The organism is Kribbella sp. NPDC051770 (genome assembly GCF_040681455.1).
In the GTDB taxonomy this organism is placed as follows: domain Bacteria; phylum Actinomycetota; class Actinomycetes; order Propionibacteriales; family Kribbellaceae; genus Kribbella.
This window is the reverse complement of the sequence record NZ_JBFAYT010000006.1, coordinates 159,673-184,806: the sequence shown is the minus strand read 5'-3', so window position 1 is coordinate 184,806 and position 25,134 is coordinate 159,673. Positions and strand designations below refer to the sequence as shown.

30 protein-coding genes and 1 pseudogene are annotated in these 25,134 nt (G+C 69.9%); 10 read left to right on the top strand and 21 right to left on the bottom strand.

What is annotated here, in order from left to right; all coding sequences use genetic code 11:
• Positions 1-11 precede the first annotated feature (11 nt).
• Together panC and AB0M01_RS21230 are read right to left on the bottom strand one after the other, a co-directional pair.
• Positions 12-839 (bottom strand): pantoate--beta-alanine ligase, encoded by an 828-nt coding sequence (gene panC / locus AB0M01_RS21235; protein ID WP_363671959.1) that lies wholly within the window; start codon positions 837-839, stop codon positions 12-14.
• Positions 836-1,678, bottom strand: coding sequence for a Rossmann-like and DUF2520 domain-containing protein (locus AB0M01_RS21230; RefSeq protein WP_363671957.1), 843 nt, complete (start codon positions 1,676-1,678; stop codon positions 836-838). The genes panC and AB0M01_RS21230 overlap by 4 nt, the downstream gene beginning before the upstream one ends.
• Positions 1,679-1,800: 122 nt before the next feature.
• Between AB0M01_RS21230 and AB0M01_RS21225 the strand changes: the two genes are divergently transcribed.
• Together AB0M01_RS21225 and AB0M01_RS21220 are read left to right on the top strand one after the other, a co-directional pair.
• Positions 1,801-2,367 carry a 2'-5' RNA ligase family protein gene (locus tag AB0M01_RS21225; RefSeq protein WP_363671955.1) on the top strand — a complete coding sequence of 189 codons (567 nt, stop codon included), beginning with the start codon at positions 1,801-1,803 and terminating at the stop codon, positions 2,365-2,367.
• Complete coding sequence (locus AB0M01_RS21220) at positions 2,354-3,244, top strand: SAM-dependent methyltransferase (protein WP_363671953.1); 891 nt, start codon at positions 2,354-2,356, stop codon at positions 3,242-3,244. Before AB0M01_RS21225 ends, AB0M01_RS21220 begins: the two co-directional genes overlap by 14 nt.
• A 14-nt stretch (positions 3,245-3,258) precedes the next feature.
• On the opposite strand, the pseudogene AB0M01_RS21215 reads toward AB0M01_RS21220, so the two are convergent.
• Both AB0M01_RS21215 and AB0M01_RS21210 read right to left on the bottom strand, forming a co-directional pair.
• Positions 3,259-4,338: pseudogene (locus tag AB0M01_RS21215) on the bottom strand (PH domain-containing protein); the annotation flags it as partial.
• 191 nt (positions 4,339-4,529) lie between these two features.
• Entirely contained in the window at positions 4,530-5,018 is a 489-nt protein-coding gene (locus AB0M01_RS21210) for a PH domain-containing protein (protein WP_363671951.1), read from the bottom strand.
• A gap of 26 nt (positions 5,019-5,044) precedes the next feature.
• Between AB0M01_RS21210 and AB0M01_RS21205 the strand changes: the two genes are divergently transcribed.
• From AB0M01_RS21205 to AB0M01_RS21180, 6 genes are all read left to right on the top strand, one after another.
• Positions 5,045-6,250: an NADH-quinone oxidoreductase subunit D gene (locus tag AB0M01_RS21205; RefSeq protein ID WP_363671949.1), complete on the top strand. Its 1,206-nt coding sequence runs from the start codon at positions 5,045-5,047 to the stop codon at positions 6,248-6,250.
• 202 nt (positions 6,251-6,452) lie between these two features.
• The gene (locus AB0M01_RS21200; protein WP_363671947.1) at positions 6,453-6,782 is read left to right on the top strand and encodes a helix-turn-helix transcriptional regulator; all 330 of its coding nucleotides are present in this window, start codon (positions 6,453-6,455) and stop codon (positions 6,780-6,782) included.
• Positions 6,769-8,073: a HipA domain-containing protein gene (locus AB0M01_RS21195; protein ID WP_363671945.1), complete on the top strand. Its 1,305-nt coding sequence runs from the start codon at positions 6,769-6,771 to the stop codon at positions 8,071-8,073. The genes AB0M01_RS21200 and AB0M01_RS21195 overlap by 14 nt, the downstream gene beginning before the upstream one ends.
• Positions 8,074-8,114: 41 nt before the next feature.
• Positions 8,115-8,492, top strand: a complete 378-nt coding sequence (locus AB0M01_RS21190; RefSeq protein ID WP_363671943.1) for a DUF6153 family protein — start codon at positions 8,115-8,117, stop codon at positions 8,490-8,492.
• 52 nt (positions 8,493-8,544) lie between these two features.
• Positions 8,545-9,192, top strand: a complete 648-nt coding sequence (locus AB0M01_RS21185) for a thioredoxin domain-containing protein (RefSeq protein WP_363671941.1) — start codon at positions 8,545-8,547, stop codon at positions 9,190-9,192.
• Entirely contained in the window at positions 9,176-9,736 is a 561-nt protein-coding gene (locus AB0M01_RS21180; protein WP_363671939.1) for a vitamin K epoxide reductase family protein, read from the top strand. Before AB0M01_RS21185 ends, AB0M01_RS21180 begins: the two co-directional genes overlap by 17 nt.
• On the opposite strand, the gene AB0M01_RS21175 is transcribed toward AB0M01_RS21180, so the two are convergent.
• The 16 genes from AB0M01_RS21175 to dacB form a co-directional block, all read right to left on the bottom strand.
• On the bottom strand, positions 9,737-10,531 hold the full coding sequence (locus AB0M01_RS21175) for an inositol monophosphatase family protein (RefSeq protein WP_363671937.1): 795 nt from the start codon (positions 10,529-10,531) through the stop codon (positions 9,737-9,739).
• Between the two features lie 114 nt (positions 10,532-10,645).
• Entirely contained in the window at positions 10,646-11,086 is a 441-nt protein-coding gene (locus AB0M01_RS21170) for a hypothetical protein (RefSeq protein ID WP_184799463.1), read from the bottom strand.
• An 11-nt stretch (positions 11,087-11,097) separates the two neighbouring features.
• Complete coding sequence (locus tag AB0M01_RS21165; protein WP_363671934.1) at positions 11,098-11,610, bottom strand: DUF3180 domain-containing protein; 513 nt, start codon at positions 11,608-11,610, stop codon at positions 11,098-11,100.
• A gap of 2 nt (positions 11,611-11,612) precedes the next feature.
• Positions 11,613-12,179, bottom strand: a complete 567-nt coding sequence (gene folK, locus AB0M01_RS21160) for a 2-amino-4-hydroxy-6-hydroxymethyldihydropteridine diphosphokinase (protein ID WP_363671932.1) — start codon at positions 12,177-12,179, stop codon at positions 11,613-11,615.
• Positions 12,176-12,565 (bottom strand): dihydroneopterin aldolase, encoded by a 390-nt coding sequence (folB, locus tag AB0M01_RS21155; RefSeq protein WP_363671930.1) that lies wholly within the window; start codon positions 12,563-12,565, stop codon positions 12,176-12,178. The genes folK and folB overlap by 4 nt, the downstream gene beginning before the upstream one ends.
• Positions 12,562-13,068: a nuclear transport factor 2 family protein gene (locus AB0M01_RS21150; protein ID WP_363671928.1), complete on the bottom strand. Its 507-nt coding sequence runs from the start codon at positions 13,066-13,068 to the stop codon at positions 12,562-12,564. The genes folB and AB0M01_RS21150 overlap by 4 nt, the downstream gene beginning before the upstream one ends.
• On the bottom strand, positions 13,065-13,862 hold the full coding sequence (gene folP / locus AB0M01_RS21145; protein WP_363672536.1) for a dihydropteroate synthase: 798 nt from the start codon (positions 13,860-13,862) through the stop codon (positions 13,065-13,067). The genes AB0M01_RS21150 and folP overlap by 4 nt, the downstream gene beginning before the upstream one ends.
• 142 nt (positions 13,863-14,004) lie before the next feature.
• Positions 14,005-15,156: a S1 family peptidase gene (locus AB0M01_RS21140; RefSeq protein WP_363671926.1), complete on the bottom strand. Its 1,152-nt coding sequence runs from the start codon at positions 15,154-15,156 to the stop codon at positions 14,005-14,007.
• Between the two features lie 182 nt (positions 15,157-15,338).
• Entirely contained in the window at positions 15,339-15,599 is a 261-nt protein-coding gene (locus tag AB0M01_RS21135; RefSeq protein WP_363671924.1) for a Txe/YoeB family addiction module toxin, read from the bottom strand.
• Positions 15,596-15,838: a type II toxin-antitoxin system prevent-host-death family antitoxin gene (locus AB0M01_RS21130; protein WP_363671922.1), complete on the bottom strand. Its 243-nt coding sequence runs from the start codon at positions 15,836-15,838 to the stop codon at positions 15,596-15,598. The genes AB0M01_RS21135 and AB0M01_RS21130 overlap by 4 nt, the downstream gene beginning before the upstream one ends.
• A gap of 53 nt (positions 15,839-15,891) precedes the next feature.
• A complete protein-coding gene (gene folE, locus AB0M01_RS21125) occupies positions 15,892-16,464 on the bottom strand; it encodes a GTP cyclohydrolase I FolE (RefSeq protein WP_363671920.1) in 573 nt (190 codons plus the stop codon).
• A gap of 40 nt (positions 16,465-16,504) precedes the next feature.
• Positions 16,505-18,535, bottom strand: a complete 2,031-nt coding sequence (gene ftsH / locus AB0M01_RS21120) for an ATP-dependent zinc metalloprotease FtsH (RefSeq protein ID WP_363671918.1) — start codon at positions 18,533-18,535, stop codon at positions 16,505-16,507.
• A 195-nt stretch (positions 18,536-18,730) separates the two neighbouring features.
• Positions 18,731-19,282 carry a hypoxanthine phosphoribosyltransferase gene (gene hpt / locus AB0M01_RS21115; protein WP_363671916.1) on the bottom strand — a complete coding sequence of 184 codons (552 nt, stop codon included), beginning with the start codon at positions 19,280-19,282 and terminating at the stop codon, positions 18,731-18,733.
• A 4-nt stretch (positions 19,283-19,286) separates the two neighbouring features.
• Positions 19,287-20,222 carry a tRNA lysidine(34) synthetase TilS gene (gene tilS / locus AB0M01_RS21110; RefSeq protein ID WP_363671913.1) on the bottom strand — a complete coding sequence of 312 codons (936 nt, stop codon included), beginning with the start codon at positions 20,220-20,222 and terminating at the stop codon, positions 19,287-19,289.
• 73 nt (positions 20,223-20,295) lie between these two features.
• The gene (locus tag AB0M01_RS21105) at positions 20,296-21,378 is read right to left on the bottom strand and encodes a zinc-dependent metalloprotease (RefSeq protein ID WP_363671911.1); all 1,083 of its coding nucleotides are present in this window, start codon (positions 21,376-21,378) and stop codon (positions 20,296-20,298) included.
• Positions 21,379-21,414: 36 nt separating this feature from the next.
• Positions 21,415-22,785: a D-alanyl-D-alanine carboxypeptidase/D-alanyl-D-alanine-endopeptidase gene (gene dacB / locus AB0M01_RS21100; protein ID WP_363671909.1), complete on the bottom strand. Its 1,371-nt coding sequence runs from the start codon at positions 22,783-22,785 to the stop codon at positions 21,415-21,417.
• A gap of 50 nt (positions 22,786-22,835) precedes the next feature.
• Between dacB and AB0M01_RS21095 the strand changes: the two genes are divergently transcribed.
• Together AB0M01_RS21095 and AB0M01_RS21090 are read left to right on the top strand one after the other, a co-directional pair.
• Positions 22,836-23,324 (top strand): inorganic diphosphatase, encoded by a 489-nt coding sequence (locus AB0M01_RS21095; RefSeq protein ID WP_363671907.1) that lies wholly within the window; start codon positions 22,836-22,838, stop codon positions 23,322-23,324.
• A gap of 91 nt (positions 23,325-23,415) precedes the next feature.
• A complete protein-coding gene (locus tag AB0M01_RS21090; RefSeq protein WP_363671905.1) occupies positions 23,416-24,969 on the top strand; it encodes an alpha/beta hydrolase in 1,554 nt (517 codons plus the stop codon).
• Here the strand turns inward: AB0M01_RS21090 and AB0M01_RS21085 are convergent.
• Entirely contained in the window at positions 24,956-25,126 is a 171-nt protein-coding gene (locus tag AB0M01_RS21085; protein WP_363671903.1) for a hypothetical protein, read from the bottom strand. The two genes, AB0M01_RS21090 and AB0M01_RS21085, sit on opposite strands and share 14 nt — an antisense overlap.
• Positions 25,127-25,134: the final 8 nt, after the last annotated feature.

Here is a 25,134-nt window from a genome sequence, read left to right as displayed (position 1 = left end):
ATCAATGGTTTTCATCGGAGGGTGATGGAAATGTTGTCGATGAGACGGGTCGCGCCGACGCGTGCGGCGATCAGCATCCGGGCCTCGCCGGGGCCGATCACCGGCCCGAGATCCGGCGCTCTGAGCGCCAGGTAGTCGATCTTCACCGACGGGACCGCCTCCAGCTCCGCGTGCGCGGCCGCCAGTACGGCGTCCGGTCCGTTCATGCCGGCCTTCGCGCCCGCGGTGAGCGCCCGGTACAGGACCAGCGCCTCGTCACGCTCGGTCTCGTCGAGGTAGCGGTTGCGCGACGACAGCGCCAGCCCGTCGGGCTCGCGGACCGTCGGGACCGGGACGATGTCGACGTCCCAGTCGAGGTCGCAGACCATCTCGCGGATCAGCGTGAGCTGCTGGTAGTCCTTCTCGCCGAACAGCGCGAGATCCGGCGAGGTCAGGTGCAGCATCTTCGCGACCACCGTCAGGACGCCGCCGAAGTGCCCCGGGCGGACCTGTCCCTCCAGCTCGTCGGCCAGCGGCCCCGGGTGCACGGTGATCGACGGCTCGTTCGGGTAGAGCTCGTCGCGGGACGGGTTGAAGACCAGGTCGACGCCCTCGGCCTTGGCGATCGCCAGGTCGCTGGCCAGCGTCCGCGGGTACCGGTCGAAGTCCTCGGTCGGCCCGAACTGCAACGGGTTCACGAAGATCGTCAGCAGCACGCTGCCCTCGGGCCCGACCCGCTCGCGAGCCTCGGCGAGCAGCGCGGCGTGGCCGTCGTGCAGCGCGCCCATCGTCATCACGACCGCGCGCGGCCGGACCGCCGTCGCGGCGCGCAGCTCGGCCTTCGTCTGGGTGAGTCTCATCGCGGTGCCTCCCCTGTCCGGTGCCGCTTCAACAGCTCGGCGAACCGTGCGGCCGTCCCGCCGTCGATCCGCCCGTCCTCCGTCACCCGTTCCACCGTCGCCCCGGCCAGATCGGCGTACGTGCTCGCCGTCCGGCTGTCCAGTACGGCGAGGTGGGCTGCCACCGTGTCCACGTCACCGCGCGAGATCGGCCCGGTGAGCGCATCATGACCGGACCGCAGCGCGTTGTCGAGGGTTGCGGTCAGCAGCGGCCGAAGTGCCGCCGCGGGATCCGCGACACCGGCCGCGCGGAGCGTCTCGGACGCCTGCACGACCAGCGTCATCAGGTGGTTCGCGCCGTGCACCAGACCGGCGTGGTAGAGCGCGCGCTGCTCCTCGGCGACCCACTGGACTGCCGCGCCGAGCTGCTTGACCAGGCGCTCGACGAACGCCACAGCGTCGGCAGGAGCGGTGGCGGTGAACACCACTCCGGTCAGGTCGACAGGGCCGCCTGGGAACGTCATCGGCGGGTGCAGAGCGACCGGAGTCGCTCTGGTGCCTTGCAGCGGTTTGAGGCCGTGTGCACCCGACAGGTGTACGACGTACTGGTCGGGAGTCAGCGGCAACGTCGCCGCGACCGCTCCGATCACGTCGTCCGGTACGGCGAGCAGCACGACATCCGCTGCCGCGGTGACCTGGTCAGGTGGGAGCACGGGGACGTGCGGGAGCAGGAGGGCGGCCCGGTCGAGCGATGCTCGCGAGCGCGCGCTGACGCCGGTCACGGGGTGTCCGGCCGCCGCCAAGGCTGCTCCCAAGGCGCTACCGGCCCGCCCGGCTCCGATGATGCCGATGCGTTCCATGTCCACTCTCTACGTTCCAGTCCCGTTGCCGGGTACCAGACGATTGGTGCGGTTGCGGACCAGGGTACGGCGGATCGGTGGGATGTGGTCGAGTCGTGCGTCACAGGTGGGAGCATGAGCGGGTGAGCAGATCTCCTTGGGCGGAGCCGACCGGACTGACCGCGATCCTGATCGCCGTACCGGAGCTCGCCGGGTTCACCGAGCGGTGGCGGTCGGTCTCGTACTCGTCCGCGCGGCCGGAGCTGCCGCTGAGCGCGCTGGTGCCGCCGCACGTGAGCGTGCTGGTGCCGTGGGTGCAGGACCCGTCGCCGGAGGACGTGCAGCGGCTGACCGAGGCCGTGGCGGACGTGGCGCCGTTCGAGCTGTCGTTCTCGGCAGCTGGGCAGTTTCCGAACGGTACGACGTGGCTGATGCCGGAGCCGTACGACGAGGTGCTTGCCCTGGTCAACGCGGTGCTGTTCGCGTTCCCGGAGTGCCCGCCGTACGGGGGTGAGCACATGGAACCGCATCCGCATCTGACGATCTCGTCGTCGGCGCAGGGCGGTCCGGCGGTGGTCGCCGAGGCGGAGGAGGCGCTGGCGGCTGCTCCGCCGCCTTCGGTGCGGCTGGATGACCTGACGATCTGGCGGGAGGGCGACGACAGCGTGTGGCAGTTGATCGGCTCGGTGCCGCTGGGTGCTCGTGCGTAGCTACCACCGAGCCTGGGAGGACGCTCTCTACGGTCCTGACGGCTTCTACCGGCGTGAGCGCCCTGCTGCGCACTTCCGCACCTCAGTGCACGCATCTCCCCTCTTCGCCGGCGCACTGGTCCGCCTGGCGCGTGAGATCGGCGCCGACCACCTCACCGACATCGGCTCCGGCTCCGGCGAGCTGGGCGCCGCTGTGCGTCAGCTAGCCCCTGACCTGGCCGTCACCGGCATCGAGCTCGACGACGAGCTCCCCTCCACGCTGAGCGGCCTGGTGATCGCCAACGAGTGGCTCGACAACGTCCCGTGCGCCGTAGCCGAGCTGGACGACTCCGGCGTCCCCCGGTACGTGCTGGAGGACCTGTCCCTCGGCCCGGTTGTCGAGGGCAACGAGCGCGCCTGGCTCAACACCTGGTGGCCGCTGGCCGAGCCCGGTGACCGGGCGGAGATCGGCACCACCCGCGACAGCGCCTGGTCCGGCGTACTGGACCGGCTGGACGACGGCCTGGCAGTAGCAATCGACTACGGGCACCTGCGGAGCAGCAGGCCGCCGTACGGGACGCTGACCGGCTTCCGCCACGGCCGCGAGTGCGAGCCAGTCCTGGACGGCTCCTGCGACATCACCGCCCACGTAGCCCTCGACTCCCTCGGCGGCACGATCACCACCCAGCGAGACGCGTTGCTGGCGCTGGGAGTCTCAGCAGCCCGTCCCGACCACGCCCTGGCCAGCAGCGACCCCCAGCGCTACGTAGCCGAGCTCTCGTCCGCCGGAGAGGCCGCAGAGCTGCTGGACCCCGCCGGACTCGGCGCGTTCGGCTGGGTGTGGACAGGGAGCGGCCCAGACGTCGTACGGCGTGCTTCGCGGGCTCTGGTGGTCTGAGCTTCCAGCAGGTGAGCTGCGTCGGCCACATCCCGGTGGAGCGCGACGGCGTCGGTCGGGCCGAGCGGGGTGTCGACGTGGACGTTGGCGATCCGCAGGCGGCGCTGCAGCGGGCCCTGCTGGACGCGGACCGACTGGGTCTTGTGGTGGAGGACCACTGAGGTCTTGCGGCTGATCCAGCCGCGCTGGGTGACCAGGACCTGGTCGTCAGCGCCGTACGCCAGGTAACGCCAGCCGACCGGGCGTAGCCATTTCACACGGCTCGGTGCGTGATGCATCTCGATGGCCGACAGGTCGAAGCCGGGCAGGACGCGGTTGAGTACGCCGGCGACCTCGTTGCGCTCGCCCACCGGCAGCAACTGGATGCCGTTCTGGTCCTCCTCGTCGGCCGAGACGCCGCCGGCCACACCCGCGATGTCCAGGTCCACCCGGGACCAGCCCAGCCGGCGCCAGATGATCGGCTCGGTGATCAGCAGGCCCTGCACCCGGCCCGGCGGGACGGTCTGGCGCTGCAGGTCGAACAGGCCGCGCTTGGTGCGCAGGCCGTCACGGCTCTCGACCAGCGTGAACTTGTGGTTGCCGACGACCTGCTTCCAGATCGGCTGCACCACACCGAGCAGCAGCGGCAGACCGGCGAACAGACCGACGTGGAATTCCAGCACCGTCGTCGCCACGATCAGCCAGACCAGACCGGCGAGGCTACCGAGCACCGTCGACGACAGGATCGTCGCGCCGAGCAGGCGGCCGGTCGGAACCACCAGGATCGGCGGCGGCTCGTACTCCTGCGCCTCGAGCGTCTCCTCGGCCGCCTGCTCGCCCTTGGCGCGGACCAGCAGGATGCCGCGCAGCTTCGCGGCCTCCTCGGACGTGAAGTAGCTCAGCTTCCCGTCGCTGCGGCTCCCGCCCGCGACGTCCATCCGCAGCTCGGCCATGTTGAACAGCCGCGCGACGAAGGGCTGTGCGACGTCGATCGCCTGGATCCGGTCGAAGCGGATGATGCGGGTCCGGCGGAAGAGGAACCCGCTGTCGACCCGGATCGCCTCGTCGGTGAGCTGCCACTTGGTGAACCACCAGGACAGCGCGCCGAGCAGCATCCCGCCGACCAGGACCGCGCCGAGCGCGATCCCGGCGATCGTGAGGTTGCTGCGCAGGCCTTCGTTGTTGGCCATCGCGAAGGCGGCGACGACGAAGTACCCCCAGCCTTTGACGAAGGGGGTGAGGGGGTGGAGGCGGTCGCCCTCACGTTCGGTGAGAGGCGTTGTCGGAGCCTGCTCCTCTGATTCGGTCACAGGCCCCACGCCTGGGCCTGGCCGAGGGCGGAGAGGCGGTCACGCAGACGGCTCGCCTCGTCCGGGTGCAGCCCGGGGATCTTCGCGTCCGTCGCCGGCGTCGCCGTGTGCAGCTCCACCGTCGCGATCCCGTACGACCGCTCCAGCGGCCCCGCCGCGACATCCACGAACTGCATCCGCCCGTACGGTACGACGACCAGCTGGCGGAACATGATCCCGTGGCTGACCAGCAGCTCGTCCTCGCGCTCGGCGTACTTCCAGGACCGCTGGTTGCGCCCGATCAGCACCCACGACCACCCGAACACCGCCGCGACCAGGAGCACCCACAACCCGCCGTACAGCCAGCTCAGCATCAACCCGAGCGGCACCAGCCCGGCGACCGCGACCACCCCGCACAGGATCGCGGCAGTCACCCGCCGCACCGCAGCGAGCTTCGGCGAGACCGGCGTCCAACTGACATCCGAAGGTGCGAAGAGGTCGTCCACGCACCAAGCCTGTCACGATAGGGGGTATGAGTGCGGAATCTGTGGTCGGAATCGGCGCCGGAGCGGTTGGGTTCGACCCGGCGTACGAGCGTGGCGGGACGGGCAGCGGGTCCGACCTGCCGACCACCGACATGGTGCTCAACATCGGCCCGCAGCACCCCGCCACGCACGGCGTCCTGCGGCTGCGGCTGACCCTCGACGGCGAACGCATCGTCGGCTGCGAACCCATCATCGGCTACATGCACCGCGGCGCCGAGAAACTCTTCGAGGTCCGCGACTACCGCCAGATCATCGTGCTGGCCAACCGGCACGACTGGCTCTCGGCGTTCTCCAACGAGCTCGGCGTCGTGATGGGCGTCGAACGGATGATGGGCCTCGAGGTCCCCGTCCGCGCCGTCTGGATGCGCACCCTGCTCGCCGAGCTGAACCGGGTCCTCAACCACCTGATGTTCCTCGGCTCCTACCCGCTCGAGCTCGGCGCCATCACGCCCGTCTTCTACGCTTTCCGCGAGCGCGAGACCATCCAGTCGGTGCTCGAGGAGCTGTCCGGCGGGCGGATGCACTACATGTTCAACCGCGTCGGCGGCCTCAAGGAAGACCTCCCGTACGGCTGGCTCGGCCGCACCGCCGCCGCCTCGAAGGCTGTCCGCGAGCGGCTTCCCGACATCGAGAACCTTGTCCTGGGCAACGAGATCTTCCGGGCCCGGACGGTCGGCGTCGGGCGCCTCTCCCCCGAGCTGATCGCGTCGTACGGCGTGACCGGCCCGATCGCCCGCGCCTCCGGCGTCGACGCCGATCTCCGCCGCGACGAGCCCTACCTCGCGTACGACGAACTGCTCCGCGACGGCGTCCTCCGCGTCGTCACCCGCTCCGAAGGCGACTGCTACGCCCGCTTCGCGCTGTTGCTGGACCAGGTCAAGATCTCCCTCGACCTCGTCGACGCCTGCCTCGACCGGCTCGCTTCCATGCCCGCCGGCCCCGTCAACGTCCGCCTCCCCAAGATCCTGAAAGTCCCCGAGGGCCAGACCTACACCTGGACCGAAAACCCCCTCGGCATCAACGGCTACTACCTGGTCTCCCGCGGCGACAAAACCCCCTGGCGCCTGAAACTCCGCTCCGCGAGCTTCAACAACATCTCGGTCCTCCCCGAAATGCTCCCCAACACCATCGTCGCCGACATGATCGCGATCCTGGGCAGCATGTTCTTCGTGGTCGGGGACATCGACAAGTAGCTGCTGTTTTCCCCACGCGGCCAACTACGCGCCGGGTGCCGCGCTGACGCGCGGAGTGGAGTGGGCGCTCGCGCGGGAGTGGGCGCTGGCGCGCGGCCCCCGACGGTTCGCCACTAGATAGCAGATCGGTCTTATGCCTCATATTTGCATCCTTAAGTGTGTTAGTGTGTCAAATATGAGTCGCTAAATCCGGGAGATCATCATGGCCGAGACTCGTCCCACCCCCGCCCCGGTCAGTCGCGCCCTGGCGCAGACCGGCGTGCATCTGGCGACCTGGCGCCGTCTTCAGCAGCTGACGTCCGGGCAGGTCGCGGACCGGGCCGGGATTTCCCGGGCCACGCTGCAGCGGCTCGAGTCCGGTGCGGGGGCCAGTTTGGAGAACACGCTGCGCGTGGCCAGAGCCCTGGGTGTGATGGATCTGCTCGTCGCCTCCCTCGATCCGTACAGCTCCGACGTCGGGCGCCTGCGTGCTGACCAGGAGCTGCCGCAGCGCGTTCGCCGTCCGAAGGGGCGGACCGATGCCGCGGGGTGACCGGAGGGCCGAACGGACGATCGCGGCGACCGGTGAGCCGCTGCCGTCGCGGGTCGACGTCTGGGTCCAGGTCGACGGGACGGATCTGCTCGCCGGGCATCTCAATTCTCACTACGGTCGCGGCGCCGAGTCGGCGACCTTTCTGTACGACGCCGCGTACCTGGCCAACCCTCGGTCGTACGATCTCGAACCGGCGCTGCCGCGCGTCGCCGGGGCGCTGCACACAGCGGTCGGCGTTCCGATCTTCCACTCGTTCGCCGACAGTTCGCCGGATCGCTGGGGCAAGGCCCTGATCACCAAAGCGGAACGACAGCGGGCACGGACAGCCGGCTCAACTCCTCGGACGCTGAGTGAGTTCAGCTATCTCCTGGGCGTCCGGGACGACCTGCGCCAGGGTGCGCTCCGATACGCCCTGCCGGGCACCCGCGACTTCATCGCCGACGACACCACCGGCGTACCGGCGCTCACCGACTTGCCCGAACTGCTGAACCTCGCAGCCCGCACCGAGAACGACGATGCCGACCTGACCGAGGTTCGCCGGCTCGTCCGCGCCGGCAGTTCGCTCGGCGGTGCCCGACCGAAGGCGCACGTCAGGACCGACGACGGGACGATCGCGATCGCGAAGTTCCCCAGCCGGGCGGACTCCTGGAACGTGATGGCCTGGGAGAAGATCGCCTTCGATCTCGCGACCGCGGCGGGGATCGCGGTGCCGCGGTCGCGATTGCTGACGATCTCGGGGCGCGACGTGCACGTCATCGACCGGTTCGACCGGGCGGGCACGCAGCGGATCGGGTACATCAGCGCGATGACGATGCTGGAGGCCCGGGACGGCGACACCGGAAGTTACCTGGACATCGGGTCGGCGATCGAGGAGCGCTCTGCCGCCGCCACGGCCGAGCTGCGGGACCTGTGGAGGCGGATCGTCTTCTCGGTCCTGATCTCCAACGTGGACGACCATCTGCGCAACCACGGCTTCGTCCGTGCTTACAACGCGTGGACGCTGTCGCCGGCGTTCGACCTCAACCCCGATCCTTCACCGGGTGCGAAGTACCTGGCGACGGCGATCAACGAGGACGAGACCGACGCAAGCATCGAGCTCGCACTCGAGGTCGCTGAACTCTTCCGCCTCACGCCGTCCGAGGCGCTGGGCATCGCCGCCGAGGTGAGCCGTGCGACCTCTCGCTGGGCAGAGGTCGCGGCACGTCAGGGCCAGACCAAGAAGCAGATCGACGAGATGGCGCCGGCGTTCGAGCACGCGCAGGCGGTCGCGGCCCGCAAGCTGGACGGCTGACCGGCCGATCGCGTCACCACCGCACGGCTAGGGTGTCCGCGATGGACACGTCAGGCGTGAACCCAGCCGCGCGGTGGTCGCGTGTGCTGATGCTGCTCGGCGTGCTGCTCGGGTTCTTGGTGCTGCACGGGCTGGCGGATCATGACGCGTTTCGGGCGTCCGAACTCAGCGCAGCGCCCGTGGCCGTCGTTCACGCCGAAGGCGAGCAGGCGCTCGCGCCGGCGCCTTCGCACGACGGGCACCTGGTCGTCGGGTGCGACGGGCTGCTCGTTGGCATCGGGTTGCTGCTGGGGATCGCTGTGCTTCGGCTGGTGACCGTCGCTCGGCGTTCGGGAGCTGCAGTCCGGGCAACAGCGCCCGCCGTCCGGGTCTGGTGGGACTCGCCTTCTCTGCCTCAGCTCTGCGTGCTTCGAGTGTGATCCGTGGTTCGCGCCACGGACTCATTCATCGGATCAGCAGAGGAACACCACCATGAGCATCAACACGAGAATTTCCCTTGGCATTGCAGCGGCATTCGCAATCGTCGTCGGCATTGTGCTGGAGATCGGCGCGCGAGGTGAGGAAACAACAGCGAACGTCGACCGCCACGAACGCGTCGTACGCCCGGACAGCCACAAGCTCGGTACACCAGCGCCTGACGACAAAGTCACCTTCGTCGAATTTCTCGACTTCGAGTGCGAATCCTGCCGGGCTGCCTTTCCGGTCGTCGAGGAGCTGCGGAAGCAGTACGCCGGGAAGGTCACCTTCGTCGTGCGGTACTTCCCGATCCCCTCGCACTTCAACGCCGAGCGGGCGGCAAGAGCCGTCGAAGCGGCGGCGCAGCAGGGGAAGTTCGAGCAGATGTACCAGAAGATGTACGAGACCCAGGCCGAGTGGGGCGAGCAGCGGGTCCCGGCCGACGCGCGGTTCCGCGGGTTCGCGCAGGAGCTCGGGCTCGATCTGGCGAAGTACGACCAGGTCTACGGCGATCAGGCGACGCTCGAGCGGATCAAGAAGGACGTCGCCGACGGCGAGGCGCTCGGCGTCGTCGGGACGCCGACGTTCTTCCTGAACGGCACGAAGCTCGAGCCGGAGTCCGCCGCGGATCTCAAGGCGAGCATCGATGCCGCGCTCCGATAGCTTCCCGCGGCTCCTGCCCTGGCTGCTGCTGCTAGGCGGGCTGACCGGGCTGATCGCGTCCTCGGTGCTGACCGTGGAGAAGATCGCGATGCTGCGCGACCCGGGCTACGTGCCCTCGTGCAGCATCAATCCGGTGCTGTCCTGCGGCTCGGTGATGACCGAGCCACAGGCCGAGGTGTTCGGGTTCCCGAACTCGCTGCTCGGGATCGCCGGATTCGCGGTCGTCGCGGCGACCGGCGCGGCGCTGCTCGCCGGCGCGACACTGCGCCGCTGGTACTGGCTCGGGCTGCAGGCCGGCGCGATGCTCGGCGTGGTGTTCGTGCACTGGCTGATGTTCCAGAGCCTGTACCGGATCGGGGCGCTCTGCCCGTACTGCATGGTCGTCTGGGTGGTGACCGTCCCGATCTGCTGGTACGTCGTACTGCGCAACTTCCCGGTGCGCGTCGCCGTCCGGTTCCACGGCGTTGTGCTGACGCTGTGGGCGGTCGGCGTACTGGCGTTGATCACCGAGCAGTTCTGGCCGTACTGGCGGACGCTGGTCTAGTCAGGTGCGGACGGCCTGCTGGATCAGCGGGAGGATCTCGTCGGCGATCCCCGGCGACAGGGCGATGGTCGCGCCCGAGGTGAGGTCGTGCGGGGAGCCGTCGACGTCGACGACGATCGCGCCGGCCTCGCGGGCGATCACGGCGCCGGCGCTGGTGTCCCAGGGCTTGTTGCTGAACATGATCGCCGCGTCGAGGCTGCCGTCGGCCACCAGCGCCATGTGCAGGGCGGCGGTGCCGAGCATCCGGATCCGCTGGACGCGCGGGACGAGCAGGTCGATCAGGGCGAACCGCGGGCGGTTCTTCTCGACGGCCTGCTCGTCGACCGCGAAGTCGCCGGCCATCACGAGCGCCTCGGACAGCACCGTCGTACGGCTGGCCTTGATCGGTTCTCCGTTGCGCGAGGCCCCCAAACCGTCGGCGGCCAGGTACCGGGTGCCGAGCATCGGGAAGTCCAGTACGCCGACCAACTGCCGCTTGCCGGAGACGAGGCCGAGGGAGATCCCCCACAGCGGGACGCCGTGCACGTAGTTGACCGTGCCGTCGATCGGGTCGAGCACCCACGACAGCTCGCCTTCGCCCGGGAACGCGCCCTCCTCCTCGCCGAGGAACGCGATCTCCGGCGTCACCTTGGCCAGGTGCTCCCGCACCGCCTGCTCCACCGCGATGTCGGTGTCGGAGGCCATGTCCCGGTCCCCCTTGGAGTGCAACGCCCCCGGCTCCCGCGACTCCACCAGGTCAGCAGCAACCGCCACCGCCCCTTCAGCAATCTCCAGCAAACGGGGCAGGTCGCTCACACGCATCTCCTCAGCTAGGTCAGTACCAGCAACCTAACCGAGCTGCGGTCCGCTCAAGAGCACCGGGTACGGCGTACGGCCGGCCCGCCGCGAGGCGAGACCTGCCAGCGCAGCTCAGGAAGCAGCGAGGCCGCGGAGCTTGAGGTCGACGACCGTCGGCGCATCGGCCTGGGAGTGCTTGTCGCCGGCGGCGACGACCGTGGCGACCTCCTCGTCGATCTTGTCGAGGCGCTGGTCGATCTTGTCCAGGCGGCGCTGCATCAGGTCGACGAACTCGGCGTTCTCGACGACGCGGGCGCTGGTGATGCGGGAGTACTCCTGCGCGACCTGGGCGCGTTCGTCGCTGTGCGCGAGGCGCTCGACCAGCAGCTGGTGGCGGATCAGCAGCGAGGCACCGATCGCGACCAGGACGGCGGCGACCGCGGCGGCGCGCAGGATCCACGCGTTCTGGGCGAACAGCGCGATGCTGACGGCCAGGCAGACGACGATCAGCAGACTGTTGGCGGCGGTGAGAACTGTGGTCCTGGTTCGACGGCGGCTACCCCTTGACCCCATGGACCGACATGTTAGGGGGTCTCGTCGGGGTCTTCGGGAATACGACACGCACGTTCGAGCAACAATCCGGCCGTGACGACCAGCACTGAGATCACGGCGGCGACACCCGCTGTGATCACCCGGTTCCGCGGCCCGCTGGAGCCCACCGCGTTCAGGAAGGATAACGCGAACCCTGCGTAAACACCGGTGCACAACGCGCCGACGAACGCGCTGGCTTTTCCGATCATCAGCAGGAACACCGCGCGCGACGGCTCGATCCGTTCGCGGCGGACCTGGACCCGCTGGTTGGTGTTGCGCGCGGCAACGAACAGCAGCGCGGCCAGGAACGACCAGGCGACCAGCGTCAGCCAGGACACCGTGGGCGCGACGCCGCCGCCGGACTCGATCGCCTTGACCATGGTGACCCCGATCGCCGCCCCGAGGACGGCGATCGCGATCAGCAGGCGGCGCGACGTCGGCCGGACCGAGCCCGGCCGCGGCGGCTGCTGGCCGGGCGCGCGGCCCGGCCCAGGACTGCCAGACACCACTACTGCAACTCGATGGTCGGGTCGTCGAGCTTGGTGACCCCCGCCGTGCCGACCTTCGCGAGCAGGTCGGCGACCGGGCCGAGGCCCGGCAGCTCGGCGTCCGGCTCGATGTCCAGCCACGGCGCCAGCACGAACGCGCGCTCGTGCGCCCGCGGGTGCGGGACCGTGAGCTCCTCGGACTCGATCGTCTTCTTGCCGTACGTGATCAGGTCGACGTCCAGCGTCCGCGGCGCGCCCGGCACGCTGCGCTCCCGGCCGAAGGCCTGCTCGACCGCGTGTGCGCGGTCCAGCAGCGTCTCGACGGCCAGCGTGGTGTCGGCCAGCAGCACGATGTTCAGGTACGGGCCGGACTCGTCGGGGCCGCCGATCGGCTCGGTCTCGTAGACCGGCGAGACGTCGACGACCACGACGTCAGGGGTGTCGCGGAGCGCGTCGACGGCGCCCTGGAGGTTCGCCTCCCGGTCGCCGAGGTTGCTGCCGAGCGACAGGATCACCTGGCGGATCGGCTTCAGGCCGCCGCTGAGGGTGTCCGCGTCGATGACGTGGGGACTAGGGGTCTCGGTCACGGGGTCTCTCCGTTTGTGCGCTGCACGGTCAGGACAACATCGTCGAACGGCACGGTGATCGGCGCCGAAGGTTTGTGGATGGTCACCGCCGTCGCGGTGACGCGCGGGTCGGCCAGGCAGATCGTCGCGATCCGCTGGGCCAGGGTCTCGATCAGGTCGACCGGGTCGTTCTCGATCGCCGCGTGCACCTGCTCGGCGACCACGCCGTAGTTCACGGTGTCGGCCAGGTCGTCGGTGGCGGCGGCCTTGCGGGTGTCCAGCTCGAGCCGGACGTCGACGACGAACTCCTGCCCGTCGGCGCGCTCGTGGTCGAACACGCCGTGCCGGCCGTAGCCCCGGATGCCGCGGATCTCGATCACGTCAGGGGGAACCGCGGGACCGCTCATTGCGCCTCCTCCGATGGACCCCCAGACGACAGTACCGGGGAGGCGTGGTGGATCCACAACCGCCAGCCGGACGACGTCCTGCGGAACACGTTGGTGGCCAGCGCCTTACCGCCCGCGAAGCCCTCCTCGGGCGCGCCCTCGCCGGACGACAGCACGTTCTCGGTGCACGTGACGTACGCCACGTCGCCGTCGACGCGGGCCTGAACGTCGGTCAGGAAGAACTGGATGTACGGCGTGTTGGCGAAGATCATCGCCCAGGCCCGCATCATCTCGGAGTACCCGGAGATCGCCGCGTTGCCGGGGTGGATGCAGACCGGGTCCGGCTCGGGCAGCCAGACCGCGGCCATCAGGTCCAGGTCACCGGCCTCGAACGCGTTGTAGAACGCCGTGTTCGCGGTCAGTACGCCGGCCTCGGGCGACGGGCCCCGCGGACCGGTGCCGCGCTCCGGCGTACCGGACGCCGCGGCCGGCTGCTGCTCCTGGTTCGGCTGTTCCTCGGTCATACAGCTCCCCACCTGCTCGCCACCCGGACCGCGTCCGCGCTCGGTGCCACCGAATGTGCCCGGACGCACCAGGCCCCATTCGCGGCGGCCAGGGCGGAAACAGCAGCGCTCGCGTCGTCTCGTCGTACGGCGGGCCTGGGCTCGCCGGTGTGCTCGTCGGCGAGCAGCCTACCGAGGAACGCCTTGCGGGACGCACCGATCAGCAGCGGCCGCTCCAGTACGCCGAACTCGCGCAGCCGCCGCAGCACCTCCCAGTTGTGGTCCGCGTTCTTCGCGAACCCCAGTCCGGGGTCGAGCGCGACCTTGGCCAGGTCGATCCCGGCGGCCGCGATCGCCTCCAGCCGGACCGCGAGCTCGGCGATCACCTCGGCGACGACGTCGTCGTACCGGGCCCGGTCCTGCATGTCGGCGGAGTGCCCGCGCCAGTGCATGCAGACGTACGGCGTACCGCGGTCGGCGACCAGCGGGAGCATGTCCGGGTCGGCCAGGCCGCCGGAGACGTCGTTGACCATCACGGCGCCGGCGTCGAGGGCCAGTACGGCGACGTCGGCGCGCATGGTGTCGATCGAGATCAGCGCGCCGTCGGCGGCCAGCGCCTCGATCACCGGCAGCACCCGGCGGATCTCCTCGGCCGGCTCGGGCCGGACCGCGCCCGGGCGGGTCGACTCACCGCCGACGTCCAGCAGGTCGGCGCCCTCGGCCATCAGCTCGCGTCCGTGCTTGATCGCGGCGGCGGGCTCGAACCACTCCCCGCCGTCGGAGAACGAGTCCGGGGTCACGTTGACGACACCCATCACCAGCGCGCGGTCCGGTGTGGGCAGTCCCTGAACGTGACTCGGTGGGGCAGTTCGCACTGGACCACCGTAGTGGTCCCGGCCGAACTGCCCCACCTAGGTACCAGGCCCCCATCAACTCCCGAGCGCCTGCCGGGGGTCGCTAACCCAGTACCAATGAGGCGTTACTAGCGGACAACGCCTCACCGATCGGTTGTGAGTAGGACTCGTTGGTGCGGCCACGCTTCTGCAGGCACTCGCCGCTGAGCAGCGCCGCGCCGCTGGTGATGCCGAGCGCGTAGCTGCCGGTGATGTTGGGGCCGCCGGAGTCGCCGGTCTGGACGCAGGCCGTGTGCTGGTACAGGCCCTTGACGATCTGGTTCTCGCCGTAGTTCACGGTCACGTTCTTGGCGACCACCCGGCCGCAGGACCAGCGGGTGGACTTGCCGGACTTGCAGACCGAGGCGCCGACGGTGACGCCCGCGGTGCCCTGGAGCCGGATGTCGCCGTCGTTCCAGCGCTCGACCTCGCCGCGCAGGTCCCAGCCGTCGATCACCTTGACGGTGCCGAAGTCGTTGCCGGGGTAGCTGGAGCTGCGGGTCTCGCCGAGCACGTACCCGTTGCGGGAGAACGACGGCTTGCCCGCCGTACAGTGCCCGGCGGTCAGGAAGATCCGGCTGCCGTCGTCGGTCCGGGCGTTGAAGCCCAGAGAGCAGGTGTAGCCGGTGTTCTTGTCGACCTGTACGCCGCCGCGCAGGCCGAAGTCGTCGGCCGTCGGGCGGATGGTGCCCGGCGAGGTGCGGATCGTGACCCGGTCGCCCTTGGCGGCGGCCCGGCGCAGGAAGCGCTGGGTCCGCAGGTCGTCGGCGCCGTCGGGCACGGTGACCACGACGGTGCCGCTGATCGGGTCGACGTACCAGGACTTCACCTGGCCGGCCGTGGAGCCGGTGGCGAGCCTGTCCAGGTCGCGCTGCACCGACTGCAGTTGGGCCGCGGTGAAGCGAACCAGCCGCGGCACCGCCCCGGCCGCGCGGACCAGCTCCGCGGTCGCCTCGTCAGCGACGGCGACCACCAGCTCACCACTGTCGTCCAGGTAGCTGCCGACGATCCGGGAGCCGAGCTTGGTGTCCAGCTCAGCGGCCTTCAGGATCCCCTGCCGCTGCAGCACGTCGGCGTCCTGCGCCTCGACCGTGCCACCCGCTCCCGCCTGTCCAGCGCGGGATTCCGCCTGCGCACCGTTCGCCGCTACCAGTCCCGCCGCGGTCAACGCGACGATCCCAGCCACCGCGGCACCGATCCGGCCACGCCCAGCCATACGTTCCTCCTCACAAGGCCGCCCCGAGTCGGGCGCCACTACGGAACGTAAACGCTCAACCACGGAAAGTCCATGGTCAGCAGCCTCTGAGTTCTCAACGATTCGCAGCCGCCGGGGCTATGGCCAAGTCCCGACAACCGAGGCGGGCTCCGGCATCAGCCGTGGAGCCCGCTCGAGTACTCCTACTTCCCGTAGTGGAACCGGGCCTGAAGAATCACCAGGTCGTCACCGTCGACCAGGTACACCAAGCGGTGCTCGGAGTCGATACGGCGAGACCACGCCCCCTGCAGCATGTGCTTCAACGGCTCCGGCTTCCCGATGCCGCTCTGGGGGTCGCGAAGTGCATCCTCGATCAACTTGTTGATTCGCTTGACCTGCTGCCGATCTGCCTGCTGCCAGTAGGTGTAGTCCTCCCAGCCGTGCGAGGTGAAAACGAGCCTCACGTCAGGTCGTGCTCTTCCCGCTCGCCGCGCTGAGCCTGCGCGAGGCTCTCCAGCAGCCTGCGGGCGTTGGCCGGCACGCGGAGGAGATGAGCGGTCTCCTCAAGTGCCCGGTAGTCGTCCATCGACAGCAGGACGGCGTCTCCGGCCTTGGAGGTGATCTCCACCGGCGTGTGATCCTCGTTCACCTGCTCGATGAGCGGAAAGAGGTCGCGCCGAGCAGCCGAGGCTGTGATCGCCATACCGAACCTCCCAGAGATAGTGGTACCAGAAATGGTACCACTATGTTCCGAGGTCAGCCGACGATCAGGCTCATCGCCTCGGCGCGGGTGGAGGGGTTGCGGAGCTGGCCGCGGACCGCGGAGGTGATGGTCTTGGCGCCCGGTTTGCGGACGCCGCGCATCGTCATGCACAGGTGCTCGCACTCGATCACGACGATCACGCCGCGCGGCTTGAGGATCTCGACCAGCGACTCGGCGACCTGCGTGGTCAGCCGCTCCTGGACCTGTGGACGCTTCGCGTAGACGTCGACCAGCCGGGCCAGCTTGGACAGCCCGGTGATCCGGCCGTCCGGCCCGGGGATGTACCCGACGTGCGCGACCCCGGTGAAGGGCACCAGATGATGCTCACACAGGGACCAGACCTCGATGTCCTTGACCAGGATCATCTCGTCGTGGCCGAGGTCGAAGGTGGTGGTCAGGACGTCGGAGGCGGTCAGGCCGAGGCCGGCGGTGATCTCGGCGTACGAGCGGGCGACGCGGGCCGGGGTCTCCTTGAGGCCCTCGCGGTCCGGGTCCTCGCCGATCGCGATCAGCAGTTCGCGGACGGCGCGCTCGGCCCGCTCATGGTCGAACGCCGGCGAGGTCACGAGGACCTCGCCGGCGTCGGGAGCACCGCAGGCAGGTGGGTCATTCAGCCGGAGGCGTCGGGCCGCTGCCGTAGTTCGGGCCGTGGGCGGCCTCGTCGGGGCCGACCGACCCGCCCGGGATGACGTCCTGGAGCGAGCCGTTCTGCTCGGCGCGCGACGGGAGCGGCATCACCGGCGGCTGCTCGGACGGCACCCGGGTCGAGGACCCGGTCCAGGCCGGCCGCATCTCGCGCTTGTGCACCGGCGCGAAGATCTTGGCGATCTCGCCCTTGTCCAGGGTCTCCTTCTCCAGCAGCTCCTCGACCAGGTGGTCGAGCACCGCGCGGTTCTCGACCAGGATGTCGAAGGCCTCCTGGTGCGCGTTCAGGATCAGCTTGCCGACCTCCTCGTCGACCGCCGCGGCGATCTCCTCGGAGTAGTTGCGCTGGCTGCCCAGGTCGCGGCCCAGGAACGGCTCGCTGCTGTCCTGACCGAACTTGATCGCGCCGAGCCGCTCGGTCATGCCGTACTGCGTGACCATCGCGCGGGCCAGACCGGTCGCCTTCTCGATGTCGTTGCTGGCGCCGGTGGTCGGGTCGTGGAAGACCATCTCCTCGGCGGCGCGGCCACCGAGCATGTAGGCCAGCTTGTCGAGCATCTCCGACCGGGTGGTGGAGTACTTGTCCTCGTCCGGCAGGACCATCGTGTAGCCCAGCGCGCGGCCGCGCGGCAGGATCGTCACCTTGTGCACCGGGTCGGAGTGCGGCAGCGCGGCGGCGACCAGGGCGTGCCCGCCCTCGTGGTACGCCGTGAGCACCTTCTCCTTGTCCGACATCAGCCGGGTCCGGCGCTGCGGACCGGCGATCACGCGGTCGATCGCCTCGTCGAGCGCGTTCTTGTCGATCTGCTGCTTGTTCAGCCGGGCGGTCAGCAGGGCCGCCTCGTTCAGCACGTTGGCCAGGTCGGCACCGGTGAAGCCCGGCGTCCGGCGGGCGACCGCGGTCAGGTCCGCGTCCTCGGCCATCGGCTTGCCGCGGGCGTGCACCTTCAGGATCTTGTCGCGGCCCGGCAGGTCCGGCGCGTCGACCGGGATCTGCCGGTCGAAACGGCCCGGGCGCAGCAGCGCCGGGTCGAGCACGTCCGGCCGGTTGGTGGCGGCGATCAGGATCACACCGCCGCGGACGTCGAAGCCGTCCATCTCGACCAGCAGCTGGTTCAGGGTCTGCTCGCGCTCGTCGTGGCCACCGCCGAGGCCCGCGCCACGGTGCCGGCCGACGGCGTCGATCTCGTCGATGAAGATGATCGCCGGGGCGTTGGTCTTGGCCTGCTCGAACAGGTCGCGGACCCGGGAGGCACCGACACCGACGAACATCTCGACGAAGTCCGAGCCGGAGATCGAGTAGAACGGGACGCCGGCCTCACCGGCGACCGCGCGGGCCAGCAGGGTCTTACCGGTACCGGGCTGGCCGTAGAGCAGCACGCCCTTCGGGATCTTGGCGCCGACCGCCTGGAACTTGCCCGGCTCCTGGAGGAACTCCTTGATCTCGCCGAGCTCCTCGATCGCCTCGTCGGCCCCGGCCACGTCCGCGAAGGTGGTCTTCGGGGTGTCCTTGGTGACCAGCTTGGCCTTCGACTTGGCGAAGCTCATCACCCGGGAGCCGCCGCCCTGCATCGAGTTCATCAGGAAGATGAACACGACCGCGATCAGCAGGAACGGGATCAGCGTCGAGAAGACCTGGCCGATGAAGCTCGGCTTCGGGTTCTCCACGTCGTACCGCTCGATCTTGCCCTGCTGGAACAGCGTCTGCAGCGAGGTGCCGAGAGTGTTGGCCTGGCCGTCGACCCAGTGCGCCCGCACCTTGGTGCCGTCGGTCTTCTCGACCCGGATCTCCTGGTCGGGATCGATCAGCGTGACCGACTTGATCGTCTTGTCCGACGAGGTGGTGGCCTGCTGGATCAGCTGCACGACCTGGCCGGTGGGCTCGGTCTTGTACCCGGTCGAGCCGGTCAGGAGCTGCCCGATCACCAGCACGCCCAGGAAGGCGACGACGATCCAGAACAGGGGTCCGCGGAAGATGCGCTTCACGTCCATGATCGAGGCTCGAGCCCCGTCCCTCCTAGCTCAGCAGGCCCGGGTATGGGGGCCTTCGACGGTAACACCAGTCCAAGTGTCTCGTGTCGCACAAGACAACACACCACGAGGGTCACCTGACGACGGTACGGTCCGTTGTACAGGCTGTCACCAAGTCCCGCCTGGAGGGGCCCGCCGGGCACCGGCGGAGGGGGCTCAGGAGTAGACGTGCGGCGCCAGCGTGGCCACGCAGCGCAGGTTGCGGTACTTCTCCGCGTAGTCGAGGCCGTAGCCGACCACGAACTCGTCGGGGATGTCGAAACCGACGTACTTGACCGGGACCGCCATCTTGGCCGCGTCCGGTTTGCGGAACGCGGTGCAGATCTCGACCGAGGCGGGCTTGCGGGACTCCAGGTTGCTGACCAGCCAGGTCAGCGTCAGCCCGGTGTCGATGATGTCCTCGACGATCAGCACGTGCCGGTTGGAGATGTCGGTGTCCAGGTCCTTGAGGATCCGGACCACGCCCGACGACTTCGTCCCCGAGCCGTACGACGTGACCGCCATCCAGTCCATCTCGACGTGCCGGCTGAACGAGCGGGCCAGGTCGGCCATCACCATCACGGCACCCTTGAGGACACCGACCACGAGCAGGTCCTTGCCCTCGTAGTCCGCCTCGATCCGCAGCGCCAGCTCCTTGAGCTTGGCCAGGATCTCCTCCTCGGTATGGAGGATCTCGGTCAGGTCCTTCTCGATGTCCGAAGCGTCCACGGGATTAGCCTGACACACCCCTGGCCAGATGGATGAATCCGCCTCGGCGGACCGCGCGAACGGCTTGTGGCAGGTCGATCCAGCGCTGCCCGCGCCAGTCGGTGATCAGGGTGTCGACGGCCGCGACGTGGCCGGCGGTCAGGTCGGTGGCGTGGCAGCCGGCCTCGAGCGCGGCCTGGCGCAGGGCGCGGGTGCGGATCGCCTGCGGCTCGGCGGCGAGCATGCCGATGTCGCAGACCACCTCCTCCCCAGTACGCCGTACGGCGGTCTCGGCCAGGTCGGCGGCGAGCGCGTCGAGCGCGTCGGCGTCCGCGCGGAGCAGCCCGGCGGTCCGGGCCAGCGCCTCGGTCACGCCGGGGCCCAGGGCCTCCTCGATGACCGGGAGCACCTCGTGGCGGACCCGCACTCTCCTGTACTGCGGGTCGTCGTTGTGCGGGTCGTGCCACGGCTTCAGCCCGGAGGCGATGCACGCGGCGGCCGTGGAGGCGCGTGGGACCTCCAGCAACGGTCGCCTGAGCAGCCCGGCCACCGCTGCCATCCCAGCGAGCGAGCGGGCGCCGGAGCCACGCGCCAGCCCGAGCAGGACGGTCTCCGCCTGGTCGTCGCGGGTGTGCGCCAGCAGGACGACGTCGGCGCCGAACGCGTCGGCGGCGTCGCGCAGCGCGTCGTACCGGGCCGTGCGGGCCGCGCCCTCCGGCCCTCCTTCGGTGCCGACCTCCACTGCGCGCACCTCGACCGGGTCCAAGCCGACAGCCCTGCACTGGTCGGCAGCCACGGCTGCCACGTGAGCGGAGTCAGCCTGCAGCCCGTGGTCGACGATCACCGCACCCGCCCGCAGGCCCAGCTTGGGTGCCTCGAAGGCGGTAGCCGCTGCAAGCGCCAGCGAGTCAGCCCCACCGGAGCAAGCGACCAGGACAGTTGTCTCGGCAGGAAGGTCCACGAGAGCTGTGCGGACGGCTTCCCGGACTCTGGCGACAGCTGGGTGCAGTTTCCCGCGCCGGCTGTCGACCAGGTCATCCGTGGAGTCGGCTGACCCAGGCATCGGGGTTGGCGATCTCGTTCTTGGTGGGGAGCGTGTTCGGGCCGGTCCAGACCTTGTTCAGGCCCTCCATGCCGACGCGGTCGACGACGCGGCGGACGAAGGCGGCGCCGTCCTGGTACTGGCGCAGCTTGGCGTCCAGGCCGAGCAGCTTCTTCAGCAGCTGGTCCACCGGGTTCCCGCCCGCGCGCCGCGAGCTGAACTTCGAGCGGATGGTCTCGACGGTCGGGATCACCGACGGGCCGACGCCGTCCATCACGAAGTCCGCGTGGCCCTCCAGCAGCGACATCACCGCGGTCAGCCGGTCCAGCACGGCCCGCTGCTCCGGCGACTGCATCAGGTCGACCAGGCTCAGCTCGGCCTCGCCCTTCACCGACCGGCCCAGCCGCTGCACGGCCTCGCGGAACATCGCCGCGTACGCCGAGGCGTCCAGCTCGGCCTGGTCCAGGAACAGCGCGATCTCCGAGCGCAGGTGGTCCCGCAGCCACGGTACGGCGGTGAACTGCACCCGGTGGGTCTCCTCGTGCAGGCAGACCCAGAGGCGGAAGTCCCGCGGTACGACGCCGAGCTCCTTCTCCACGTGCATCACGTTGGGCGCGACCAGCAGCAGCCGGCCGGTCAGCCCGGGCCGCGCCGGGTCCGGCTCGGCCGGGTAGAACGGGTCGAACTGGCCCAGCACCCGCGACGACAGGAAGGCGAGCAGCGCACCGGCCTCGATGGCGGTGACCCGGGAGCCGACCGCGGACGACAGGCCGCCGGTGTTCTCCTGCTTCTCCCGCAGCTTGTCGGCCAGCGGCGCCAGCACGGTCCGGAAGCCGTCGGCGTTGGCCTGCACCCAGCCCGGCCGGTCGACGACCACCACCGGTGCGGTGGCCGAGGTCGCCTGCAGCCCGGTGAACTCCCGCACGTGGTGCTCGGACTCCGCGGCGAACTGGCGCAGCTCGGCGACCACCTGGTCCGCCTCCGCCCGGCTGACCACAGGACCCGGTCGCAGCAGCTTCCGGGCCACTCCGGTCGCCAGCTGCCAGTCGACCATCTCCGCCGCTTCAGCCGTCATACACCGACCCTAATCCCATGTTCCAACAAGCGCCTGTCAGACAGCACAGCCACAACCGGCCAAAGCAGCAACTGCTCTGTCCAGCGCGGCCCTGGCCTCCAGCGGCTTGTCAGCCGGTACGGCGTCCGTGGCCACCGCGAAGACCAGCAGCGACCCCGTCCGCGTTCGCACCAGTCCAGCCAGCGAGTGCACACCGGTCAGCGTGCCCGTCTTGGCCCGCACCAGCCCGGTGCCGCCCGCCGTCCCCGGTCCGGCGAACCGCTTCTCCAGCGACCCGGTGAAGCCGGCTACGGGCAGCCCGCTGATCAGGTGTCGCAGCTCCGGCTTGCTGACCGCCACCCGGACCGCACCGGCCAGCACGTCGAGCGGAACCTGGTTGGTCCGCGACAACCCGCTGCCGTCCTCGATGCGCGCCTTGCTGACGTCCAGCCCGAGCTTGGTCAGCGTGGCCCGCAGTCCCTTGAGCCCGCCGGTGTACGAGCCGCCGTTGTCGGTCGCCAGGCCGACGTGCCGCAGCAGGACCTCGGCGCCGTCGTTGTCGCTGTGCAGGTTCACGTACTCGACGATGTCCCCGACCGGCGCCGACCTGACCGTGGCGATCGGCTTCGCCGTCTCCGGCGCCTGCAGCGGCTTCACACCGGCGTTCAGCTTGATGCCGGCGGTCCGCAGCAGCGCCGCGAAGGAGGTGGCGGCCGCGGCGGCCGGTGAGGGAGCCCGCTTGGCCATGCCCGGGCTCAGCCGGCCCTCGTTCACCCAGAGCGCCGACGTCGGGGCGGCGATTCCCTCGGGGATGTAGTTGGCCTCCCACTTGGCGTTGGCCGCCGGACCGGAGAACAGCGACGCGTCGTACGAGAGGGTGACGGTGCTGACGCCCTGGACGCGCAGCGCCTTCGCCGTACTGGTGGCGAGGTCCTGCAGCGTGGCCCGGACCGGGAAGTCCAGCGGGTCCTTGGACCGCTTCACCGTCAGCAGCGGGTCACCGCCGCCGACCAGGATCAGCGAGCTGCCGCTCAGCACGGTCGAGGTCGTGAACTCGTGGTCCGGCCCGAGCGTCTCCAGCGCCGACACCGTGGTCAGCAGCTTCAGCGTCGAGGCCGGGACGTACGGGCGCGTCGTACCGACCGAGTAGAGGGTCTTGTTGCGGGAGGCGTCGAACACCGTCGCGCCGTAGTGCTTGCCGAGCGAGGGGTCGGCCAGCGCGGCCGCCAGCGCCTTCTGCACGCCGGCAGCGGTGGGCGCGACACCCTCTGCTCTCGCCGCCGCCAGTACGACGGGCGCCGCCGTACCAGCTGTGCCACTGGTCACATTCCGGGGCGACGCGGGCACCGCCTGGGCCGCGCCGACCAGTCCCGCGAGCGCGGCTCCGGCCGCCAGCGTGACGAACACCGCACGGGGAGGACGGGCCACCAGCCTGCTCCTGTCATTTGGTCGGTCCGAACCGTGACAGTATCTGCCGTATGGAGTTCGACGTCTTCATCGAGATCCCCAAGGGCACCCGCAACAAGTACGAGCTGGACCACAAGACCAACCGGCTGCGGCTCGACCGCACCCTGTTCACGGCCACTCAGTACCCCTCCGACTACGGGTTCATCGAGGACACCCTCGGTCAGGACGGCGACCCGCTGGACGCGCTGGTGCTGCTGACCGAGCCGACCTTCCCGGGCTGCCTGATCCGCGCCCGGGCGATCGGCATGTTCCGGATGACCGACGAGAAGGGACCGGACGACAAGGTCCTCTGCGTCCCGGCCGGCGACCCGCGCCAGGAGCACCTGCGCGACATCCACCACGTGCCGGAGTTCGACCGGCTGGAGATCCAGCACTTCTTCGAGGTCTACAAGGACCTGGAGCCGGGCAAGTCGGTCGAGGGCGCCACCTGGGTCGGCCGCTCCGACGCCGAGGCCGAGATCACCGCCTCCTTCGAGCGCCTGAAGACCGAAGAGCACTGACCTGCAGCTAGCTGCAAAGGACTGCCGGGTGACCGGCCGTCCTCGGTAGGTTGCCCTCCGTACGGACCATTCCGACGGAGGGACCGCCCACATGACCTGGAAGCGCCTCACTCGGCCGGCAGCCGCGGTCTCTGCCCTGCTCCTGCTGGCCGCCGGACTCGTCACTCAGACAGCTGCCGCGGCACCACGCTCCATCACCTGGACCCCGTGCGCCGAGATGCCGACCATGTCCTGCGGCACCATCACCCTCCCCGTCGACTGGTCCAAGCCCACCGGCCCCACCTTCGAGCTGGCCCTGGCCAAGCGCCCCGCCGACGACCCGGCCTCCTCCAAGGGCCCGCTGTTCATCAACCCCGGTGGCCCTGGCGGCTCCGGCGTCAGCTACTCCTTCTCCGCCGGCGCCCTGTTCAGCCCGGCCATCCTGCGCAGCTTCGACATCATCGGCGTCGACCCGCGCGGCGTCGCCCGCAGCCACCCGGTGGTCTGCTCGGCGACAGCGCTCGACCAGCCGGGCTTCACCGTGCTCCCCCGGACACCTGCCGAGTACACCGCGCTCACGGCGTACAACAAGCAGCTCGCTGCCGACTGCCGCAAGCAGACCGGCCCGCTGTACGACCACGTCGACTCCCTGTCCGTCGCGCGTGACCTGGACGCCGTCCGCGCCGCCCTGGGCGCCGACAAGCTCAACTGGTACGGCGCCTCCTACGGCAGCCTGATGGGCCAGATGTACGCCGAGCTGTTCCCGCAGCGGATCCGCAGCATGGTCAACGACGGCAACATGGACCACAGCCTCGGCAAGTGGCCGTTCCTGCTCAGCGAGGGCGCCTTCGCCGAGGACTCGTTCCAGCAGTTCGTGGACTGGTGCGGCCAGAGCACCAACTGCGCGCTCAACGGCCAGGACGTCCCGAAGGTGTACGCCGAGCTGCTCGCCAAGGCCGACGCCGGCGAGCTGGTCGACCCGGCGGACGGCTCGAAGCTGTCGAACTGGGGTCTGCTCGACGTGACCCAGTTCTACTTCGTCCGGCCGCGCTGGGTGCAGCTCGGCCAACTGCTCGCGTCGCTGCACAGCGGTGAGCCGGCCGCCACCACGTTCCGCTCCGCCGCGTCGGAGCTGGCCAAGAGCCGCGGCACGCAGCGGCAGGCGGACGAGGAGCTGGTGGAAGACGTGCGGCCGCAGTTCTGCCAGGACTGGTCGGTGCCGGTCAGCGGGTTCCGCGAGCTGGACGCGATGTACAAGGCGAGCCTGAAGGTCGCGCCGCGGATGCGGGCGTCGACGCTGGCGCTGTCCTCGATGACGGCCTGCATCGGCGTACCGGGCAAGGTGAACAACCCGCAGCACCGGCTGAAGGTCAAGGGCGCTCCGACGATCCTGATGCTGAACGGTGTGCACGACCCGGCGACCGGCTACGCCTGGGCGCTCAACGTGAAGCGTCAGCTGGGCAAGGGCGCCGTACTGGTCACGTACGAAGGTGCTGGGCACGTCGTCTACAGCCGGACGGCCTGCACGCGAGCTGCTGCCGACAACTACCTGCTCGACGGGACGCTGCCGGCCGACGGCACCCGCTGCGCCGCGAACAACCCAGCACTCGCCAGGACTGCTCAGACCGAACCGCAGAGCACAGGCCGCTGGGCTACCAGCCGATGAGCGAGTAGGACGGACGGCTGACCTCGACCGGCTCAGCGACAGCAGGCGCCGGTCGGGTCTCGCCGCCGGGGCAGTTGGCGGCCTCCTGCTTGGGGGCCGCCGGGCGGCGACGGGTCAGCACTGCGGCGAGACGGGTGCGGTTGCGGGTCGGACTCATCAGCTACC